Genomic DNA, 20,945 nt, shown 5'->3' with positions numbered 1-20,945 from the left:
TCGCCATTTATATAAGCAGCTATCTATTTATAAGCTGGTAGTAAAAAATTTAAAAAAACTCATGTTTTGATATCCCAGGTTAATGTTTTTGACATATATAAGGTTCATGGTGGGTAGTAGCACAAGGAAAAGTGCCAAGGAGCAAGATCAAGCAGGAAGGCTTGTAATACCAGGGATGCACGAATAGGACGTTCGTGAAGAAGGATTAGGGAGGAAATACTACTACCCCGGCCAGGAATGGCCGGGGTTTTTTTATGTTACTTCTTCTTCGTTTTTTTTGACTTCGAGGTTTTTTTGTCCTCGCCACTATCTGGCTTTTCACTATCTGACTTTTCGCTATCTGGCTTGTCGCTACCTTGGTGGCTAAGCGGGCTGGCCTGGTCAAGCCGCGGGTGGTTATCCAAGAATTCCCGCTTTAGATCGGGTAGGGCATCCAGCGCTTTTAGGGTGTGGGTAAGCGCATGAATCGCTGCGAGCACATCCTGGGTGTTGCCGGTTTCGGAAATGGTGTGCATGTTGCGGATCGGAAAACCAATCGAGGTGGCTGCGCTATCAATAGACGCTAGCACGCCAGCCATGCCGTCAGTGCCGGTATCCACGCCAACGATATCCCGCTGAAGGGGAATATCCTGCTCTTTGGCGGCACTGGCGATAATGCGGTTGAGTTGTTCGCTGGCAATAGAACCTACCGCCATGGTGAAGCCTTTGCCCATTTCCAACGGCTGCATACGTTTGTCGCCAATGCCGGGGGCGGCTACGTAGTCGTGGTTAACGTCTACGCCAATCAGCGCGTCTGGCTTTAGTTCGCCAGCCAATACGCGGCTGCCGAAACGTCCAATTTCTTCGTAGCTGGCAATGGCAAATAGCACGCGCACTTTTTCGGTGCCGCCGGCTTCTGCGATTAGCTTCGCTACTTCTGCTGTAACAAAGCAGCCCAAGCCATTATCCAAGTAAGCGCCGTAGAAGGTATTCGGGCTAAAACCAGGGCGAATAGGGCGGTCGAAAATAATCGAATCACCTGGGCGAACGCCTAGATTCAGCACTTGCTGCTTTTTATTTTCGCCGTGGATTTGCAGGTCCAGGTAGATCTGCTCTTTTTTGATGCCTTTACTGCCATCGCGCTGTGCTGGATCAGAAAAGTGAATAGCGCCTAGGGCTTCTACTGTGCCGCCTTGGATGCAGCGGTAGCTGCCGTGGGCGTCAGGATCTTCGCTGAACAGCTTCACTTCATGGCCGATAAGTACGGTAGGCAAGAAGGAGTCAGTGTTGATCCAGATCTTGCCGTCTTCGCCAATCGAGCGAACCTGCATGCGGATTTTGTCCGCGTGGCCGATGATCATCACTTTGAACATGTCATCGCGGCCAGGATGGGTATCCAGCACCACACCAGCATTGCCTTTAAATTGATGCAGATGCCAGCCGCTTGGCGCGAAGCTTTCAAAGTAAGGCTTCAGCACGCCGTAAGTCATGGCGCCTTCCAGACCCACAGGGCTGGGGGCGGCAAGAATGTCGCGCATTATATTGAATTGCGCGTCGGGCATTGGCTGCGTCCAGGGTTTGGCGCTGTTGCTCATGTTAAGCACTCTCTGTTGGGTGGTGTTTGTCGCTAACTAGTCTGCCAGATTCTTGATTCAGATGCGCATGGCTGGTTCGACTAGTGAGACAAGAATTTTGGGCTTTGTTTATAAAATCCTCTAGGATAGGCGCTTTTTTCTAACAAGGTGGAAGGTCATGGCGTCTTCTGGGCAACCTCGCATTCAGTGGCTGGGCCGCTGGGGCTTTATGTTGGCAGCCACCGGTTCGGCGGTGGGGCTTGGCAATATTTGGAAATTCCCCTATATCACCGGGGAGTATGGCGGCGGGGCCTTTGTGCTGGTCTATCTGGCGTGCATTTTAGCCGTCGGCGTACCGGTGATGATGACTGAGATTGCCTTTGGTCGCCGTGGTCGCGGTAGTCCAATTGATGCGATACGGCGCGTTGTCAATGAGTCTGGTCGCTCTTCTGCCTGGTCGCTGATTGGTTGGATGGCGATGCTTTGCGGCTTTATGATTCTGTCGTTTTATGTCGTGGTAGCGGGTTGGTCGTTCTCCTATTTATGGAAAATGCTCACCGGCGGCCTAGCGGGTAGTAGTGTTGATGACATGGCGGCGGTATTTGGGGCTAATAATGCGAACCCGTTTACCTTGGGAGGTTGGAGCACCTTAGTGACGCTACTCACCATGGTGATTGTGGGCAAAGGTGTTCAGGAAGGCATTGAGAAAAACGTCAGTTGGATGATGCCTGGGCTGGTGCTCATGCTCGTTCTGCTGATTATCTTCGGGGTGTTTTCTGGTGGGTTTGGCGAGGCAGTGCGTTTTTTGTTCTCGTTCAATGCGGGAAGTCTCTCTAGTGAAGGCATGCTGGCGGCGCTGGGCCACGCCTTTTTCACGCTGTCGTTGGCATCGGGGGCGATTCTTACCTACGGCAGTTATCTGCCCAAAGGTGCCTCGATTGGCCGCACCACGGTGAGCGTGGCCATTGCTGATACCGTAGTTGCACTAATGGCGGGGTTGGCGATCTTCCCAGTCATTTTTGCTAACGGCATGAATCCTGGTGAAGGGCCGGGGCTTATCTTTATGAGCTTGCCGCTGGCCTTCCAGGCGATGCCAATGGGCACACTATTTGGCATTCTGTTTTTCTTGATGCTCTCTATGGCGGCGTTGACCTCGTCTATTTCTATGGTTGAGGCCACCGTGTCGTGGTTGTGCGATAACAAAGGCATGACCCGTAAATCTGCCTCTTGGGCGACGGGCATCGTACTATGGCTGATCAGCACGCTGGCAATGCTGTCGTTTAACCTGGGCGCTGATTGGACACTGGCGGGTAAAAACTTCTTTGACTGGCTGGATTATTTAACCTCGCGCTGGATGATGCCGCTGGGTGGCTTGGGCATGGTACTGCTGGCAGGGTTTGTGCTGAAAAGCGAGACATTCCGCGACGAGCTAGGTCTCGCGCCGTTGCCTTATGCACTATGGCTGACTATGGTGCGCTACGTCAGCCCGTTGGGCATTCTAGTCATCTTTGTGGACGCGCTGGGCCTCTATCCAGTGTCGTTTGCTGTTCACTGGCCGGTGCTACTGGCGATTCTGGTGATTTTTGCGCTGGTCGGGGAGACGTTAAGCCCGCGGCTGCGCCAAGCGCTGCGCTCGCGCTAACTGCTGTTGTTCACGCTTCATCCTGGCGGCCGCAATGGCGCCAGGGTGGGTGCCTGCCTCCATGAGTTCGTCCCAACAGGTGGTGTAACGGTTAGAACGGTGCGCACAGCGCAACTGCCACGGTGCCTCTGCCTCCGTCATTCCAAAGCGAATCGTGCCTTGCCCCATGCGCTGATTGATGGCGTCAACGGTGTTCATCAAGTGTGGATGTGTTTTGGTGGATGGCTGCAGCAGCGAAAGCTGATACTGCTGCGCATCCACTAAATCCAATAGCATGACGCCGGCTTTCATAAACTGGAATCCTGGCCGATACATCTGCTCAAGTCCTTCGCGTATGGCCTCTAAAATGATACGAGTATCGTCGCTTGGCGAGGCTAGGGGAATCATTGCGCTAGGCGAAAACTGAGGCTGGTCTTTACGGTGACGGTTGGTAGTTAAAAACAGCAGTACGGCGCGAGTAAGGCTTTTCTGCTGGCGCAGTTTTTCGGCACTACGCTGGGCATGACGGCGCAGCGCCGCGTGCAGTTCCGCTTTTACGCCGGTTGCTTGACCAAAAGAGCGTGACGTCATGATGCGCTGACGTGGCTGTTCTAGCGCATTCATTTCTAAGCAGGAGGTGCCACGTAGCTCTAGTGCTGTACGTGCGAGAACCACGGAAAATCGTTTGCGCAGCTGCTTTGGGTCGCACTCCCGCAACTGCCACGCTGTGCGAATACCGCTCACCGCAAGCCGTTCTGCTATGCGTCTGCCGATGCCCCATACGTCATTCACCGGCAGCTGTTTAAGCAGCGCCGCTGTGGTCGGGCTGTTGGCAGCGAGCAGGCAGACGCCCTGGTAGTGAACCTGCTTTTTAGCGACATGGTTAGCGAGCTTGGCTAGCGTATGGGTGGGCGCAAGCCCTACACACACGGGTAACCCTAAATAGCGGCGAATACGGCGGCGCACGACTTCCCCGAGCGTTTGGCATTGAGCGTCGCTGAAGCCATCCAGGTAGATAAACATTTCATCAATGGAATAAGGCGCGACGTCTGGGCAGGCATCCCGAAGTAGCTGGGCGAGCCGTGCAGACATGTCGCCATACAGCTCGTAATTAGATGACAACAAGTGGATCTCTCCCCGCCGGCGCAGACCTTCTAGTTGAAATGAGGGGGTGCCCATGGGGATTTCCATTGCTTTCATTTCAGCCGAACGAGCAATCACGCAGCCATCGTTATTCGACATGACGCCAACGGGCTTGCTTTCAAGTGTGGGGTTAAAAACACGCTCGCATGACACATAGAAGTTGTTGGCATCGACCAGGCCAATCATGGCAAATACTCATGCACCACGGCGCGCACCACGCCCCATAGCTGGCAATTCGTCTCTTCTAGCGGCAGCGGTGGGTAGTGAGGATGTGCCGAACAAAGATGTGGCGTGCCTTTATAGAGTGCATAGCGCTTTATCAGCACTTCCTCTTCAAACATGGCGACCAGTATGTGCCCTAAACGGGGCGGTATGCTGCGATCTACCACCAACAAATCGCCCTCGAATATCCCCCAGCCTTCCATGCTGTCGCCCGCGGCGGTGAGGTAGAACGTTTGGGTAGGGTTTTTAATCAGCCGTTCGTTAAGATCGAGCGTACGTGGCTCGTAATCTTGGGCAGGCGAAGGGAAGCCGCTAAATCCAGCTCGGCCGTATAGCGTTGGAAAGGGCAGTGGTTGAGAGGTTAACGGCAAGGCTGTTGCAAGCGTGGTTGTTGCAAATGTGGCTGTTTTTAGAGAGGCGGGTTGAGACGACATCGTCGGCATCCTCATGAATAAATAGTGTGCTTATATACTGTTCTTATAAACAGTATTTATGGGCAGTATTTATTCATGAGGGAAAAATTGCAAGTGCTGTCCAGTTGTGGGGATGGCCCGTTACTGGCTCAGCGGGCAAGCCATAGGCCCACCACCAAAGCGCTTATTACGGTAATAAAGAACACAAGATTGCGAGCACGGGTATCACGACGTGGTTTCATAGCCATTTTCCTGTTGGTTATCATCGTTAAGAGCAATACGAGACAGTAGTAGCGAGCGAACGATATCCGCATAAAAGCGGCAGATGCGCTGCGCTTAGCATGGTAACGTTTACGCTGTAGAGCGTCATCTGACGAATATGGCATTGCTCGGTTATCCGGCTTTAAAGAGACCCTGTTTATGAACGAATCGACCCACGTCGGTACCGCGGCGCAGTCGCTTTCCCTTGCGAAGGGGCGGCTGGCGGCGCTTAGCTGGGGGCGTAGCACAGCGCCTACTTGGGTGGCACTACATGGCTGGCTGGACAACGCGGCAAGCTTTACCCGGCTAGCGCCGTTGTTAGTGAAAGCTCTGGATATTCGCATTGTTGCGATCGACTTTCGCGGTCACGGGCATTCGGCCCATGCGCCTGCGGGAAGCGACTACGCGCTATGGGACTATACCCATGACGTGCTGGATACCATGGAATCATTAGGAATCGAAAAGGCAACGTTACTCGCTCACTCTATGGGGGCGGCAGTGGCCTGTCTGGTGGCGTCGGCCCTGCCAGAACGAGTAGAAAAACTGATTTTATTAGACGGTTTAGGGGCGCTTAACACGCCGTTTGAAGAAACCGCCAATCAGTTGCGAAAAGGTCTTATCGCGCACCGGCGGCCGCTTTCCCGCCCACCTCGCTACCCGGATGTTGAAAGTGCGGTAGCCGCGCGGGTAGCAGGCGGTGTCACGCCGCTGGATAGCATCACTGCAACGCCTCTTGTCGAACGTAACACCCAAGCCACTGCTGATGGACATGTGCAAATGCGCACCGATAGCCGTTTGTTAAAGCCTTCACTGGTGCGCTTTGCGCCTCAACAAGTGTTGGCATTACTGGCGGAGATTCAAGCCCCGGTGCTATTGATAGAAGGGGAGCGGGGGATTCTAGGTGCGCGGGACTGGGCAGAAAAAGCGCGCCAAACGGTGCCCCAGCTAACGCGTCATGTGCTAGCGGGTGGCCATCATTTGCATCTTGAACCCCAGTCCGTTCATCGCGTGGCCGGCATAATCAGTCAGCAGGCGTAGCGGGTATCTGATAACCAGCGTTAGGACGATAACGATGAAGAAAGTACCGCATGCTACGGAAAAGCCCGTGGCAAGCAGCAGCTTAAAAGGTAATAAAGTCGCGCTGGTGTTGGGCAGCGGTGGTGCCAGAGGCTATGCCCACATCGGTGTTATTGAAGCGTTGGAGGCGCGCGGCTTCGAGATAATCTCTATTGCTGGTTGTTCCATGGGGGCGCTAATTGCTGGTATTTATGCCGCTGGAAAGCTACCCGAGTACCGGGAGTGGGTTTGTCACCTGGATTATTTTGATGTGCTCAAACTGGTCGATGTGACCTGGAGCCCAATGGGCGCCATGCGAGCGAATAAAGTCATGAGCAAACTAGAAGAGCTGGTCGGCGATAGGCTAATCGAAGACCTGCCAATTCCCGTAACGACCGTTGCGACGGATCTGATTCGCCAGCGTGAGGTATGGTTTCAAAATGGCCCGTTGCTCCAGGCGATCCGTGCTTCTATTGCAGTCCCCGGCGTGATTACGCCGGTACATGTCGGTGGCCAGGTGCTCGTTGATGGTGGTTTGCTGAACCCGCTGCCGATGATGCCAATATTGGCCGCCCACGAAGCGGATTTTGTAGTGGCGGTTAACGTGACGGCGCACAGCCCACAACCCATAACCTTAGAAGAGCTGTTACCCAGCGCAGATATCGATGACAGTCGCACCGCGTTAGAACGCGACCGTGATGCCAATATTGGCGGTTGGATGGACGATGTGCGCGCCACCACACGACGGTTGTGGGATGGGTTGGGGGGCAGCAATGGCGAAGAGGGTGACCTTGACGAGACGGTTGACCTACGCGGCAAGCGCGAGTGGGGCAAGCTCGATATGATTCTAGAGTCGTTTGATATCACCCAGGCGGCACTCGCGAAGTATAAAATCGCAGGCTATCCGCCGGATGTATTGATCGAAATTCCCAAAACTGTTTGCAGTACTTACGAGTTTCACCGGGCCAACGAATTAATTCGTCTGGGGCGGCATCTTGCAGATGAAGCGCTGGAGCGCCGAATGCCAGGCATTGCCTCGGATGCCACCGAGTAAACCACTGAGTAAACGTAGTGAAATAGTCACCTATTGCCCGCGTTTGCGCAGCAGAATATACACCGCGCCTGTTCCACCATCGATATCGGTGGCGGAACAGAACGCCAAGACGCCGGGCCACTCTCTTAACCACGCATTGGTATGGCTTTTAAGTACCGGAAAATCTGAGGTGGTGCCCCAGGCCTTGCCGTGCACTACCAGAACGCAGCGCATGCCTTGTGCGGCGGCGTCGCGTAGAAAGCTTTCAAGCTCAATTCTGGCTTCTTCTAGGGTATAGCCGTGTAAATCCAGCCCAGCCTGCCAGGCGGTTTGGCCGCGCTTTAGCTGGCTAAAGGTGCGCCAGGGCAGGTCGGGCACGCTAAACTCCAGATACTCTGAAGGGCGTACCGCCTCTACGCGGCCGTCGGATGTGCGCCCGCTGGTTTGCAGCGTGTTGCTCTCTACTGCAGCTTGTCGACGTGCCTGCTGGGCAGCCTCGTCGTTGCGCTTAAGTTTGCCGGGGTCTGCTTGATTGCTGGCAATACGGCGCACGCCTGCTGCCTGCAGCGCTTGGCGAAAGGCACTGATATCGTCGTCGTTGGGCAGGTGTCGCGTCATGGTCGGCTCAAATAGAGAAATGAAGTGTTAACAAATAAGCATAATTGAGAAGCGCACAGTATAGCGAGCCTGTCGCCACTGTGAACCGCAAGCTGTGAAGCGAGCGGCGTCAAAGGTACAATCCTCTTATGAACCTTTATACGCCTGGAGCCGCTGTGACCACGCACCTCAATGATGAGACCTCCCCCTCAATGCTTTCGTTGCCGGAGTCGGCACTGGTGAGCGAGCTTTTTACACTGCGCGATTATTTACGCTGGGTGTCCAGCGAGTTTTATCTGGCGGGGCTGCACTATGGGCATGGCACTGAATCGCCCTGGGACGAAGCCGTTGCGCTTTGCTTAGGCGCACTGCACCTACCGTGGAACGTCGACCCTGCTGTGCTGGATGCACGCCTGCTGCCGATAGAGCGCGAGCGCATCATTCGCTTGGCGCGAGAGCGGGTGACCACCCGCCGCCCGCTGCCTTATCTGCTGGGCGAAGCTTTTTTTGCGGGCTTCCCGTTCAGCGTTGACGAGCGCGTATTAATTCCGCGTTCGCCGATTGCCGAGCTGATTGAAGACGGCTTTGCAGCATGGTTTCCGGAAGAGCCGCCTGCCCGAGTGCTGGATTTGTGTACCGGTTCTGGCTGTATCGGCATTGCTACGGCGTTAGTATTGCCTACCAGTGAGGTGGCGTTGGCGGATATTAGCCAAGATGCATTAGCGGTGGTTCGTCAAAACATCACTCGTCACGACGTCGGAGATCGCGTGCGCGCCGTTGAGTCCGACGTGTTTGATGGCCTGGAAGGCCAGCGTTTTGATCTGGTCGTATCTAATCCTCCCTACGTCGATGCGCGCGACTTGGCCACCATGCCCGCCGAGTTCCGCCACGAGCCTGCCCTGGCGTTAGGCGCTGGAAGCGATGGCTTGGATATAGTGCGGTGCATACTGCGCGAAGCACGGCAGCACTTAACCGACGAGGGCTGGCTGATTGTTGAAGTTGGCAATTCCGATCGCCATGTGGAGGCTGCTTTCCCAGAAGTACCTTTTATCTGGCTTGAATTCGAGCGTGGCGGCCAGGGCGTTTTTGCCTTGAGCGCCGCTGAACTCGACGCCCATGCGGCGTCTTTTGCGTGAGGAACTAACGCCCATGTCTGGCAATACCTTTGGCAAGCTATTTACCGTTACCACGTTTGGTGAAAGCCACGGCCCTGCTTTAGGCGCGATTGTTGACGGCTGCCCACCTGGCATACCGATCAGTGAAGAAGATTTGCAGCACGATCTAGATCGCCGTCGCCCAGGTAGCTCTCGGCATACCACCCAGCGTAAAGAGCCGGATCAGGTGCGGATTCTTTCTGGCGTGTTTGAGGGCAAAACCACGGGTACGTCGATTGGTCTGTTGATTGAGAACACTGATCAGCGCTCCAACGACTACTCTAAAATCAAAGATCAATTCCGTCCCGCCCACGCTGATTACACTTACCACCACAAGTATGGCCACCGCGACTATCGGGGCGGCGGTCGTTCTAGCGCGCGGGAAACCGCGATGCGTGTTGCCGCTGGCGCTATCGCCAAGAAGGTATTGGCTGCGCAAGGGATTCAGATTCGCGGTTATATGAGCCAGTTGGGCCCCATCAACATCGAATTCAAAACCTGGGATGCGGTGGGCGAAAACGCTTTTTTCTGCCCCGACCCGGACAAAGTGGCTGAACTTGAAACTTACATGGATCAGTTGCGTCGGGACCAAGACTCCGTGGGTGCTGAAATCACTGTGATTGCCGACGGTGTGCCAGTCGGGTTAGGCGAACCGGTATTCGACCGCTTAGATGCTGATCTGGCGCATGGCTTAATGAGCATCAATGCGGTAAAAGGAATAGAGATAGGCGCTGGATTTGGCTGTATTGCCCAGCGTGGTAGCGAACATCGTGACGAGATGACACCTGAAGGGTTTCTGTCTAATCACGCGGGGGGTGTGCTGGGAGGGATTTCCAGTGGACAGCCAATCGTTGCCCGCTTAGCGTTGAAGCCAACGTCAAGTATTACCACGCCCGGGCGCTCAATTGATGTACATGGCCAGCCAGTTGAGGTGATAACGAAAGGCCGCCACGATCCCTGTGTCGGTATTCGCGCGACGCCTATCGCCGAGGCGATGATGGCAATAACGCTGCTAGACCATTGGCTACGTCACCGTGGACAGAATGGCGATGTTAGCGTTGATACGCCGCGTTTAGAACAACAATAACAGCACGGTGCGCTTGGCGTAACGCTGCTACACTCTAGGAAGATGGTTAAGGAGTCGCCTATGAAAATCAACGTTGAATTTGACTTGACACCGGATGAGTTTCGCCAATCGCTAGGGCTGCCGGATGTTGAGGCGTTTCAGCAAAACCTGCTGGAAAACATTCAGCGGCAAATGGAATCTGGGGTGGATGGCTATGACCCCATGAATCTAATGCGACCTTTTCTGCAGCAGCCAATGATGCAGCAGGGAGTCTCGCAAGGGCTGGCTAATTTCGGCACGTATCAACAGATGATGTTGGATATGTTGCGCAAAGCGGGAACCTCAGGCGGCAGTGCTGAACAGGATAGCGACACGAGCCAAGACGAGTCCCAAGAAGCAGCTAAACCAAAGCCAGCAGCATCAGGTAAAAGCGCATCAAGTGCGAGAAGCTCCAAAGCGAAAGCGACAGCTTCTTCGCGTTCTCGCGCTAAAGGGTAGAAATGTAATGTGAAATGTGTAGCGTTGTTGAGCGTGCTGCTAAGGATGTTGCAAAGCAGCATTGCAGCGTTTACTCTTTTTGCAGTGCAGCAATTTTGCCATGTGATGAGCCACTCCAGGCTCATGCCAAGGAACGAGAGACAGGAGCAGACACTATGCAAGATAAAATGATGGACGCCTTTAGTACCCAAACTCGCCAAATGTTTGAGCCAATGCGTAAAATGAACTCGCTAATGCTCAACAACATGGAAAAAATGACTCAGTATCAGCTGGAAGCGATGAAACGCTACAGCCAGATGGGCACTGAGCGCATCCGCAGCGCGACAGAAATTAATGATGCAGAAAGCCTGCGTGATTTTAGCACCAAACAAGCCGAAATGATGAACGAGCTTTCTCAGCAGATGCAGGAAGATGCTCGCGTCATGGGTGAGATGAGTTTGCAGTTCAAATCCGAAATGGAAAAGCTGTTCAGCGAAGCTGGTCAGAAGATGGGCGAGCAAGCCACCTCTGCCACGAAAAGTGAACAGCCTGCGAAAGCGACTAGCCAGTCTTCACGTAAAAGCTAAACGCAACTATGTTCGCGGCGCCTTGAAGGCGCCGCGTTCTTTTGGATGATGTGCCTGGGCAGATAATGCCAAGCAGGTGAGGGAGAGTGAGTATGCTGTCAGGGTGGAAAATGCCGTCTCAAGGTGTTTCTCAAGAAGAGCTTGAAGCATGGAAAGTGCAGCTAAGCGATGTTGGTGAACAGTATAAAGGCCTGCTTGAGGATTTGCTGTCACGGATGGTTCCTAGTGAAGCTGCTGACTCCGTTCAAAGTGATATGCGAGAAAGCTTCGAAGCCGCCGCGCAATCGCTGATGAGTAACCCTAACCTGCTGTGGCAAACTCAGTCGCGATTGCTACAAGATCAGTGGCTGCTTTGGCAACAGGGTGTGCGCGCTATGTCTGGCGAGCAGGTAACGCCATTGGTGACGCCTGCGAAAGGCGATCGTCGCTTTAAAGACGAAGCCTGGACACAAGAGCCTTACTACTTGGCGATTATGCAGCAGTATCTGTTGTTTTCGCAGATGGTAGAGGAACTCATTGAGTCACTGGATGACTTAGACCCGACACAAAAGCGCAACTTGGCGTTTTATGCTCGGCAGTTGGTAAGCGCTATGTCGCCGACTAACTTCGTATCGACTAATCCCGAAGTCATGCGCTGCACGCTAGAGACCCGCGGGCAGAACTTGGTGGATGGTTTGACGCGCCTACGAGAAGACCTGGCGAATTCTGGATACGTTCTCTATGGAGGAAGGGAAGACAATTCGCTAGTTAAATGGATGGTAGACCAGGGGCATACCGTATTCTTGATTTCCTGGCGTAATCCTGGCCCAGAGCAGCGCGACATTACGTGGGCTGATTACATGCAAATGGGCCCCATCAGCGCGATGGAGGCAATTGAGCAAGCCTGTGGCGAGAAGTCAGTAAACCTGTTGAGCTACTGTGTAGGCGGCACACTAACCGCTTCAACGGTCGCTTATCTGACAAGCACGCGGCGTGGTCGCAAGGTGAAGTCTGTTACCTACATGGCGACGCTGCAAGATTTCCGCGACCCCGGTGATATTGGCGTATTCCTTAACGAACGCGTGGTCGAGGGGATTGAAAACACGCTAGAAATGAAGGGGTATTTAGATGGCCGCTCAATGGCTTACACCTTTAATTTATTGCGTGAGAATGATCTTTTCTGGTCGTTCTATATTAATAATTATCTGAAAGGTGAAATTCCCGCAGCGTTTGACTTACTGTATTGGAATACCGATGGCACGAACCTGCCTGCGGGCACGCATGCTTGGTACCTGCGCCATATGTACCTGGAAAACCGCTTGGTAGAGCCGGGTGGCATTGAGTTGGACGAGGTGAAGATTGACCTTCGTAAAATATCTGCCCCGTGCTATTTCGTATCGACGAAAGAAGATCATATCGCTAAATGGAACAGTACATATTATGGCGCGCTGCTGCCCAAAGGGCCGGTGACGTTTGTGTTGGGTGGCTCTGGCCATATCGCAGGCATTGTGAACCCACCCCATAAGAATAAGTATGGTTACTGGACCAACGATGCGCTGCCCGAAACGCATGATGCTTGGCAAGAAGGGTCGACCTTTAATGAAGGTTCTTGGTGGCCGCATTGGCAGGCATGGGTAACGGAGAACGGCTATGCAGATCCAGATCCTGAAAAAATGGTATCCGCGCGTCAGCCTGGAGAAGGTGAGCTAAACGTCATTGAAAGCGCTCCTGGGCGCTATGTGAAAATGACGATACCTGAGGTGTTAGGTGAGCTTCCCGCGTCGTAATAACCATCTAATGATCAGCGAGTCATGCTGGGATGGTTAAACAAGCTGTTAATTAGTCTATTTCTCCAATAGTGGCGCGGCTAAACTTGGACTAAGGCCGCGCAGTTTGACGCTAAAACTACTAACCGAGACGCTACTCATGCAGCCAACTGCACGCTTTTCATTGTCGCCGGCTCTTCCTGAGACCCACACTCAACACAGCCATGGAGCTTGCTGTTGTGGTTCACCATTGCTGCAGCGTTTCCATGAACGTGTGATGGCAGAAATAACCCGGCGCCAAATGATTGGGGGAACGGCTGCGGTGATGGCGCTTTTCGCAGGATTGCATGTGCCTTTTGCTGTTGGGCAGCAGCCAAAATCCCACGATGGGCCGCTACTATTAACCAATTTAAAGCTTTTTGATGGAAGCGGTGGCCCGCTGCGTGATGGCGTATCAATCAGGGTGGTGGACGGCCGTATTGATGCGATTCTAGACGGCAGTGGTGAAGTGGAAGGTATTGATGTCATTGATTGCGGCGGTCGTGTATTGATGCCCGGCTTGATTGATGCCCACTGGCATACCACCTTAGCGGCCATCTCCCAGATGGAAGCCATGACCGCTGATATTGGCTATGTGCATTTGGTCGCAGCAAGAGAAGCAGAACGAACCTTAATGCGTGGCGTTACCTCGGTTAGGGATGTGGGTGGGCCGTCGTTTGCGTTAAAGCGTGCTATTGATGAAGGTATTGTTAATGGCCCTCGGGTGTTTCCTGCCGGGGCGATGATTTCGCAAACCTCGGGTCACGGCGACTTCAGAATGCGTCATGACATACCCCGTGGTAGCACAACGCCGCTAAGTGAGGCAGAGCGTCAGGGTGTTGCCGTGATTGCGGATGGTGAAGCTGAAGTGCTCAGGCGCACGCGTGAGCAGCTGATGTTAGGTGCCTCTCAGATCAAGCTGATGGCGGGCGGTGGTGTGGCATCGCTTTACGATCCATTAGACAGTACCCAGTTTACGGAACGAGAGCTTCGGGCAGCGGTTGAGGCTGCTGGTGACTGGGGTACCTATGTGATGGTGCATGTCTATACGCCTCGTGGTATCCAGCGCGCTCTGCGAGCAGGTGTTAAGTCGATTGAGCACGGCCAGTTGGCGGATGAAGAGTCGGTAAGAATGATGGCAGGAGAGGGGGCATGGTGGAGCCTTCAGCCTTTCCTACAAGATGAAGATGCCAACGTTTATCCTGATGCTGCCCGCCGAGAGTCTCAACGCCAAGTGGCTGAAGGTACCGTTCGCGCCTACGAAATGGCGCAGCGTTTTGACGTTAAGACCGCTTGGGGAACTGACATTCTCTTTAGCCCTAAAAACACTCCGAACCAGTTACGGCACTTGGCTAAGTTGACGCGCTTTTATGATCCGCTAACAGTATTGGCAATGGCGACTAGCCACAACGGTGATTTATTGTCGCTCTCGGGGCCACGCAACCCTTATTCAGGTGTCATTGGCCGTATCGAGCCTGGAGCGCTGGCCGATCTATTAGTCGTTGATGGTGATCCAAGCCGCGATCTTGATTTTCTGAACGATCCAGAGCGCAATTTACGCATGATTATGAAAGGCGGTCGTGTTTACAAAGATGAGTTATAAAAACATCAGATGTTTGACCAATCATTAGAAAATTATGGTTAAAGAGTGACTGTCCGCTGCGCTACTTTTTGCTGACAAGTTAGCAAAAAAATTACCGGGCAATATTTTATATTCAAGCAAGTTGAGCGGTAACTCTCCCCACCTGCCGCTGGCAAACCAGTGTTTATTGCGGGAGGTGGGGCGCTTGCTTAGCCACGTGCAGCGTTGGCCAAGCCTCTCTTAGTTATCGCTTGCGTATCAAACCCGGTAACAGTAGCAGTCCAGCGAATAGCCACGCAGGCCAACTGCCAGTGCGGGTAAATGGTGTTGCTCCTTCCATGGCATAAAATTCGCCGGTGAGATAGGTGGTTTCGAATTGCGCTGCGCTATCTACCAGCTCGCCACGGGGGTTAATAATCGCGGTGATGCCGTTGCTGGTAGCACGCACGACATAACGGCCATTTTCCAGTGCGCGCAGCCGGGCCATTTGCAAGTGTTGGTGGGGGCCAATGGAAGCACCAAACCAGGTGTCATTAGATACCGTCACAATCACGTCGCTGTCTGCTGCGCGGCGTGCCACCAGCTGTGGGTAGATAATCTCATAGCAAATGGCGTTGCCAATTGTCACGCCGGCTGCCTGCATTGGCGTTTGTTCGGAGGCGCCTTTAGAAAAACTCGACATCGGTAGGTCAAAGAAGTCGATGGCACCCCGCAACACACTTTCAAGCGGCAGGTACTCACCAAACGGTACTAGGTGCTCTTTTTGATAGCTGCCCTCGACGTTGCCAACACCAATCACGCTATTGAAATAACGGTTGTTCTCGTCGAGTTGGACAATACCGGTTAATAGTGCGGTGCTTGGCGGTAAGTTGGCTTGTACGCGTTCTAACACTGGGCGAGCTTGGCTATCGATCATCGGTAGGGCGGTTTCAGGCCATAAAATAAGATCGGCATCATCTGCGACGCGGCGGGTTAAATCGCTATACGTATTTGCCGCTACGCGCTGGCCTTCGGGGGTCCACTTTAATAGTTGCGGCAGATTACCCTGAAGTAGCGCAACGCGAGTGGGCTCGCTCGCTGGCGTGGTCCAGAGTGCTGGGAGGGCCAAAGGGACGAGCCAAATAGCGGCTAATGGCAGCGCTGCCCACCATTGGCGTCGCAGCAGCTCAGCGCCTAAGGTGCCTGTGAGCACGACCAGCAGGGAAAGCAGGTAAACGCCGCCGACTGGCGCCCAGTTGGCCAGCGGTGAATCCACATAGCTGGAACCAACCAGAAGCCATGGGAAGCCGGTAAACAGGTAGGTGCGTAGTACTTCGCCCAGCACCCAGGCGCCTGCAAAGCTAGCCAACGCCCAACGCGGGCTGCAAAAACGTCGATAAAGCCAAAACGTGCCTGCAAAAAAGAGCGCTAATACGGTCACAAACAATGCGGTCAGAAATACGGCGAGGGGAACGCCAGTGTAGCCGTAATCATGAATGGATACATACACCCACGAAGTACCACTGGTGAAGAGTGCTACGCCGTATAGCCAACCTTTCAGCGCTGCTTGAACAGGGCTTAAGGTATGCAGGCCAACATAAAGAAGGCCGATGGCGATGGGCCCCAGCCACCATAACTCAAACGGTGAAGCGGTAAGTGTCGTAAAACCACCGGCCACAAGGGCAGCCAGCAGTTGAAGTGCAAAGGTGGGCGTCAACCCCATGGTGATATCCTATCGGCAGGTTGAAGTGGGCGGTTGGCTAGCCGTCGCTGTCGTCGCCATCGGTAGCATTTTCACTTGCGTCATCGCGGTAAGCTTCCAGCAACCGAATGCGCCGGTTATCGGCATTTAGAATGACGAACCGCCAGCCGCCCAGGCTGGTATGCTCGCCACGGCCTGGTAAGTGGCCAAATTGTTGCATTACAAGGCCACCCACGGTGTCGAATTCGTCGTCAGAAAACTCGGTGCCAAAGCGTTCGTTGAAGTCTTCAATCGGTGTGAGAGCACGAATGGCAAAATGACCGTTTTCCAGCGTGCGGATATCGTCCTCTTCATCGGTATCATGCTCATCTTCGATATCCCCGACAATCTGTTCCAGAATATCTTCGATGGTAATAATACCGGCCGTGCCGCCGTACTCATCTACCACAATTGCCATATGGTTATGGGTATCACGGAACTCTTTCAGCAAGCTGTTTAAGCGTTTGGACTCGGGAATGAACATTGCCGGGCGCAGAACGTCTTCCAGCTTAAAAGCATCACGGCTTTCTTGCGTTTGAGAGAGCAGGGGGAGCAGATCTTTAACCAGTAAGATGCCTTTTACATCGTCAAGATTTTCGCCAATGACCGGGTAACGGGAGTGCCCTGTTTCCTGAATCAATGGCAAGTAGCCATCGCTGGTTTGATCAAGGGTAATTGCCGACACTTGCGAGCGTGGAATCAATATTTCACGCACTTGCTGATCGCTGATTTCAAGAGCGCCTTCAATAATCATAATGGCGTCTTGATCAAGTTTCAGTTTCCCTGCGGTGTGGCGTAAAAACGTCATTAGCTCATCGCGTGAGCTAGGTTCGTCATTGTCTCCGGAAAGGGCGCCAAAGAGTTTCTCGAGCCAGGATTTTTGATTTGAGTTGCTCGATCGGTCTTCGCTCATTGCGTCTAATCTCTCTATTACGTGCAAATAGTTACGTGCAAATAGCTACGTGAAGATGGCTACGGTTAAACAGTCTGTCGTTTTATCACTGAGTGGGGGGATACACCACCCTAAAAGCAATTATCGGCCAGGGTAACAGCTTACTCGTGATAAGGATCAGGAATATCGAGAGTAGCAAGAAGCTCGCGCTCTAACTGCTCCATTTCTTCTGCTTCCTGCTCTTCAATGTGGTCATAGCCCATTAAGTGCAGCGTGCCGTGTACCACCATATGCGCGTAATGATGTTCAAGAGGTTTCAGCTGTTCGCTGGCCTCATGGGCAACAACGGCATGGCAAATAATCAGGTCGCCCAGTAATGGTAAAGAGACACCAGGTGGGTTCTCAAATGGAAATGAGAGCACGTTGGTTGATTTATCTTTACCCCGATAATCTCGATTGAGCGCTTGGCTTTCCGCTTCATCCACAAAGCGAATTGTCAGCTCTAAGCGTTCATCATCGGGATGGCGAGAAAAGACACAGCCCACCCAATGGGTGAGCTGTTCGAGGGTAGGAAGCAGCGGCTCATTGATGGCCGCCTGACGGTCAATCACGATGTCATTCATCGTGGTGCCTCTCCTGCGCGTTCAAGCGCTTGCATACGAGCCTCGCGCTCCTGCTGGCGAGCTTCACGGCGCGCACGCTCTTGCACTTCCTGCTGCGACTCAAACTCGTCATAGGCTTCGATGATCCGCTGAACCAGCGGGTGACGCACGACGTCTTTCGCAGCAAAGTGGGTCACGCCGATGCCGGGAGTTTCCTTAAGAACATCCAGCACCTGTGAAAGGCCTGAACGCTGCCCGCGTGGCAGGTCTACCTGGGTAATATCGCCGGTAATTACCGCCGTTGAGCCAAAGCCAATCCGCGTCAGGAACATTTTCATCTGCTCCGGCGTGGTGTTTTGGCTTTCGTCCAGAATGATGTAGGAGTTATTCAGAGTGCGCCCGCGCATATAGGCCAGGGGGGCAATCTCGATCACCTGACGCTCAATGAGCTTGGCGACCTGTTCGAAGCCGATCATCTCGTACAGTGCGTCGTAGAGCGGGCGCAGGTAAGGATCGATTTTCTGGGCAAGATCGCCAGGTAGGAAGCCTAGCTTTTCGCCTGCCTCTACCGCTGGGCGCACCAAAAGAATACGGCGCACTTCCTGCTGATTTAGCGCTTCTACCGCCGCGGCAACCGCTAAGTATGTTTTTCCCGTACCGGCAGGCCCAATACCAAAATTGATATCGTGTTCGCGAATGCTTTGTACGTAGCGCTGCTGATTAAGGCCGCGAGGCTTAATCATGGTGCGCGGTGTACGCATAATCACGTCATCGCTGCTGATGTCGCTATCATCCTCTTCTTCTAGCGCTTCTAAGCCAGATTCCTGAAGGAATAAGTGTACCGTGTCTGCTTCAAGCTCTTCTGCCGCAGTTTCACGGTAAAGGTGCTCAAGCACGTTAGCAGCAGCTTTGATCCGGTTGGCGGCACCGGCCAGCTGAAACACATTGCCGCGATTGCGCAAGGTCACGTCCAGGCGGCTTTCAATCAGCTTTAGGTGCTCGTCCTGTTGGCCGCATAGGCTGGCTAGCCGCTGCGGGTCATTGGGTTCAAGGCTTAGGGTGATAATGCGATTGGCCTGAGGTGATGGCTGGCTCAAGAGTAAGAAACCCATTAGTTGATGTATGTGAGACTCAGCTTACTGCCCCGGCCGTGCCGGGGCAATTACCTAGGATAAGTGAGCAGTTAATAACGCTCTGGAGAAGCGAGATCGCCACGCAACGAGTTGGGCAGCGCTTCGGTAATCTCCACGTCTACAAAGTAGCCGATCAGTTCTGTTGGGTTGGCCGCACGGAAATTAACCACGCGGTTATTTTCGGTGCGCCCTGAGAGTTGGCCCGGGTCTCGCGGTGAGAAACCGGATACCAGAACTCGCTGGGTAGTGCCGACCATGCGTCGGCTGATCTGCGCTGCCTGCTGCAGGATCCGCTCCTGCAAAATGGCGAGGCGCTGCTTTTTGACACTTTCCGGTGTTTCGTCCGGCAGGCCAGAGGCTGGGGTGCCCGGGCGTGCTGAGTAAACAAAGCTGAATGAGTGATCAAAGCCGATACGGTGAATCAGATCCATCGTCGCTTCGAAGTCCTCTTCGGTTTCGCCAGGGAAGCCGATAATAAAATCAGAAGAAAAGCTAATATCCGGGCGGTTGGCGCGGATACGCTCCATCTTCTCGATATACTCTTCTGCGGTATGGCCGCGCTTCATCGCACTTAAAATACGATCAGAGCCTGACTGTACCGGTAGGTGTAAATGACTCACCAATTCTGGAATATCGGCAAAAGCATCTACTAGGCTATCAGTGAACTCCACCGGGTGAGAGGTCGTAAAACGCACGCGATCAATGCCATCCACCGCAGCGACACAGGCGATTAGCTCGGCAAGGTCGATCTCATCGCCATCGTCATTTTCACCGCGATAAGCGTTCACGTTTTGGCCAAGCAGGTTAATTTCGCGTACCCCTTGATCGGCTAAGTGAATAACTTCATCGATAACCGACTCAAAGGGGCGGGAAACTTCTTCGCCACGCGTATAGGGCACGACACAGAACGTGCAGTATTTCGAACAGCCTTCCATGATAGAAACAAAGGCGGTTGCGCCATCAGATTTCGGCTGCGGTAGATGATCGAACTTTTCGATTTCTGGGAAAGTGACATCGACAGCCGCGATCTGATTGTTATTGCGCGCGTCCAGCATTTTGGGCACGCGGTGAAGCGTTTGCGGGCCAAAAATCATATCGACAAAGGGCGCGCGCTTGCGCAGCGCTTCACCTTCTTGGCTTGCTACGCAGCCGCCAACACCGATCACTAGGTCGGGGTTAGCGTCTTTTAGCTTTTTCCAGCGACCCAATTGATGAAACACCTTGTCCTGCGCCTTTTCGCGAATAGAGCAGGTGTTCAACAAGATAACGTCAGCTTCTTTTTCGTTATCGGTCAATTCCAGCTGGTGAGATTCGCCGAGCAGATCTGCCATACGCGAGGAGTCGTACTCGTTCATTTGGCAGCCGTGCGTTTTGATAAAGAGCTTCTTCGCCATCGGTACCTGTCATCTATGAGTCGTCGGGGGACGAGGGATGAATGAAAACATGAATGCAATCGTAATAGGCAGTGTAACGTGCTGCCATTGAATGGCAGCATTATACGGGCACAAGAAACCTGGGGCTAGCGTTCACCTACAATCGATACTTGACCCGAGCGTTTCAATCAGTATACTACGCACCGTGTTTGAGCAGTTCCTCGATAGCTCAGTTGGTAGAGCAAATGACTGTTAATCATTGGGTCGCAGGTTCGAGTCCTGCTCGAGGAGCCAACATACTGAAGTAGGTTGTATGTTACTTCCAGTGGCTTCGCTCTAAACACAGCAGCAAAATGTAATGTTCCTCGATAGCTCAGTTGGTAGAGCAAATGACTGTTAATCATTGGGTCGCAGGTTCGAGTCCTGCTCGAGGAGCCAAATTGCTGTTCTGCTGTCATTACCGTCTACGGTAAACGTTCCCCGATAGCTCAGTTGGTAGAGCAAATGACTGTTAATCATTGGGTCGCAGGTTCGAGTCCTGCTCGGGGAGCCATTTAGTTTTCTTCTTACTGTCTTTTGTCACCTTTCTCGTAAACATTGTTTACGCAGTCGTTAGCCTTAACCGACCGTTTCACATCTCTGCTATTTGTTGTTCATGATAACACTCAATGCCCTA

Annotated in this window: 18 protein-coding genes and 3 tRNA genes; 12 read left to right on the top strand and 9 right to left on the bottom strand. The window is 53.3% G+C overall.

Going from position 1 to position 20,945, the window contains the following annotated elements:
* Positions 1 to 257 precede the first annotated feature (257 nt).
* Positions 258 to 1,574 (bottom strand): M20/M25/M40 family metallo-hydrolase, encoded by a 1,317-nt coding sequence (locus L1X57_RS18715; RefSeq protein ID WP_009722613.1) that lies wholly within the window; start codon positions 1,572 to 1,574, stop codon positions 258 to 260.
* A 157-nt stretch (positions 1,575 to 1,731) separates the two neighbouring features.
* On the opposite strand from L1X57_RS18715, the gene L1X57_RS18710 reads away from it, so the two are divergent.
* Complete coding sequence (locus tag L1X57_RS18710; RefSeq protein ID WP_009722614.1) at positions 1,732 to 3,195, top strand: sodium-dependent transporter; 1,464 nt, start codon at positions 1,732 to 1,734, stop codon at positions 3,193 to 3,195.
* On the opposite strand, the gene L1X57_RS18705 is transcribed toward L1X57_RS18710, so the two are convergent.
* Both L1X57_RS18705 and L1X57_RS18700 read right to left on the bottom strand, forming a co-directional pair.
* Positions 3,157 to 4,503 (bottom strand): Y-family DNA polymerase, encoded by a 1,347-nt coding sequence (locus L1X57_RS18705; RefSeq protein WP_009722615.1) that lies wholly within the window; start codon positions 4,501 to 4,503, stop codon positions 3,157 to 3,159. The genes L1X57_RS18710 and L1X57_RS18705 overlap by 39 nt on opposite strands.
* Positions 4,500 to 4,973 (bottom strand): LexA family protein, encoded by a 474-nt coding sequence (locus tag L1X57_RS18700; protein ID WP_009722616.1) that lies wholly within the window; start codon positions 4,971 to 4,973, stop codon positions 4,500 to 4,502. The genes L1X57_RS18705 and L1X57_RS18700 overlap by 4 nt, the downstream gene beginning before the upstream one ends.
* Before the next feature lie 399 nt (positions 4,974 to 5,372).
* Here L1X57_RS18700 and L1X57_RS18695 point away from each other — a divergent pair, with 399 nt between their 5' ends.
* Positions 5,373 to 6,251, top strand: coding sequence for an alpha/beta fold hydrolase (locus tag L1X57_RS18695; protein WP_009722618.1), 879 nt, complete (start codon positions 5,373 to 5,375; stop codon positions 6,249 to 6,251).
* Positions 6,252 to 6,285: 34 nt separating this feature from the next.
* Complete coding sequence (locus L1X57_RS18690) at positions 6,286 to 7,323, top strand: patatin-like phospholipase family protein (protein ID WP_009722619.1); 1,038 nt, start codon at positions 6,286 to 6,288, stop codon at positions 7,321 to 7,323.
* A gap of 30 nt (positions 7,324 to 7,353) precedes the next feature.
* Here L1X57_RS18690 and L1X57_RS18685 read toward each other — a convergent pair whose 3' ends face one another.
* Entirely contained in the window at positions 7,354 to 7,920 is a 567-nt protein-coding gene (locus L1X57_RS18685) for a Smr/MutS family protein (RefSeq protein ID WP_009722620.1), read from the bottom strand.
* 155 nt (positions 7,921 to 8,075) lie between these two features.
* On the opposite strand from L1X57_RS18685, the gene prmB reads away from it, so the two are divergent.
* The 6 genes from prmB (at position 8,076) to L1X57_RS18655 (ending at position 14,570) form a co-directional block, all read left to right on the top strand.
* Positions 8,076 to 9,035 (top strand): 50S ribosomal protein L3 N(5)-glutamine methyltransferase, encoded by a 960-nt coding sequence (gene prmB / locus L1X57_RS18680; protein ID WP_039868770.1) that lies wholly within the window; start codon positions 8,076 to 8,078, stop codon positions 9,033 to 9,035.
* Positions 9,036 to 9,048: 13 nt separating this feature from the next.
* Positions 9,049 to 10,140: a chorismate synthase gene (aroC, locus tag L1X57_RS18675; RefSeq protein WP_009722622.1), complete on the top strand. Its 1,092-nt coding sequence runs from the start codon at positions 9,049 to 9,051 to the stop codon at positions 10,138 to 10,140.
* A gap of 60 nt (positions 10,141 to 10,200) precedes the next feature.
* On the top strand, positions 10,201 to 10,617 hold the full coding sequence (locus tag L1X57_RS18670; protein ID WP_009722623.1) for a hypothetical protein: 417 nt from the start codon (positions 10,201 to 10,203) through the stop codon (positions 10,615 to 10,617).
* 155 nt (positions 10,618 to 10,772) lie between these two features.
* Positions 10,773 to 11,183 carry a phasin family protein gene (locus L1X57_RS18665; protein WP_009722624.1) on the top strand — a complete coding sequence of 137 codons (411 nt, stop codon included), beginning with the start codon at positions 10,773 to 10,775 and terminating at the stop codon, positions 11,181 to 11,183.
* A gap of 92 nt (positions 11,184 to 11,275) precedes the next feature.
* Complete coding sequence (locus L1X57_RS18660; RefSeq protein WP_234667843.1) at positions 11,276 to 12,949, top strand: alpha/beta fold hydrolase; 1,674 nt, start codon at positions 11,276 to 11,278, stop codon at positions 12,947 to 12,949.
* 256 nt (positions 12,950 to 13,205) lie between these two features.
* Complete coding sequence (locus tag L1X57_RS18655; RefSeq protein WP_009722626.1) at positions 13,206 to 14,570, top strand: metal-dependent hydrolase family protein; 1,365 nt, start codon at positions 13,206 to 13,208, stop codon at positions 14,568 to 14,570.
* Between the two features lie 223 nt (positions 14,571 to 14,793).
* On the opposite strand, the gene lnt is transcribed toward L1X57_RS18655, so the two are convergent.
* From lnt to miaB, 5 genes are all read right to left on the bottom strand, one after another.
* The gene (lnt, locus tag L1X57_RS18650) at positions 14,794 to 16,251 is read right to left on the bottom strand and encodes an apolipoprotein N-acyltransferase (RefSeq protein WP_009722627.1); all 1,458 of its coding nucleotides are present in this window, start codon (positions 16,249 to 16,251) and stop codon (positions 14,794 to 14,796) included.
* Positions 16,252 to 16,288: 37 nt separating this feature from the next.
* Positions 16,289 to 17,182 (bottom strand): HlyC/CorC family transporter, encoded by an 894-nt coding sequence (locus tag L1X57_RS18645; protein WP_009722628.1) that lies wholly within the window; start codon positions 17,180 to 17,182, stop codon positions 16,289 to 16,291.
* Between the two features lie 140 nt (positions 17,183 to 17,322).
* Positions 17,323 to 17,784 (bottom strand): rRNA maturation RNase YbeY, encoded by a 462-nt coding sequence (gene ybeY / locus L1X57_RS18640; RefSeq protein ID WP_009722629.1) that lies wholly within the window; start codon positions 17,782 to 17,784, stop codon positions 17,323 to 17,325.
* Positions 17,781 to 18,860: a PhoH family protein gene (locus L1X57_RS18635; protein ID WP_039868772.1), complete on the bottom strand. Its 1,080-nt coding sequence runs from the start codon at positions 18,858 to 18,860 to the stop codon at positions 17,781 to 17,783. The genes ybeY and L1X57_RS18635 overlap by 4 nt, the downstream gene beginning before the upstream one ends.
* A gap of 86 nt (positions 18,861 to 18,946) precedes the next feature.
* Positions 18,947 to 20,290, bottom strand: a complete 1,344-nt coding sequence (gene miaB, locus L1X57_RS18630) for a tRNA (N6-isopentenyl adenosine(37)-C2)-methylthiotransferase MiaB (protein WP_009722631.1) — start codon at positions 20,288 to 20,290, stop codon at positions 18,947 to 18,949.
* Between the two features lie 197 nt (positions 20,291 to 20,487).
* On the opposite strand from miaB, the gene L1X57_RS18625 reads away from it, so the two are divergent.
* The 3 genes from L1X57_RS18625 to L1X57_RS18615 all read left to right on the top strand — a co-directional run bounded on the left by L1X57_RS18625 (position 20,488) and on the right by L1X57_RS18615 (position 20,822).
* Positions 20,488 to 20,563 (top strand) — tRNA-Asn (locus tag L1X57_RS18625).
* A 68-nt stretch (positions 20,564 to 20,631) separates the two neighbouring features.
* Positions 20,632 to 20,707, top strand: a tRNA-Asn gene (locus L1X57_RS18620).
* 39 nt (positions 20,708 to 20,746) lie between these two features.
* Positions 20,747 to 20,822, top strand: a tRNA-Asn gene (locus L1X57_RS18615).
* Positions 20,823 to 20,945: the final 123 nt, after the last annotated feature.

It is taken from the genome of Halomonas sp. TD01 (assembly GCF_923868895.1).
GTDB lineage: Bacteria > Pseudomonadota > Gammaproteobacteria > Pseudomonadales > Halomonadaceae > Vreelandella.
Note: the sequence above shows the minus strand (reverse complement) of the source record. Positions and strands in the feature narration are given on the sequence as shown.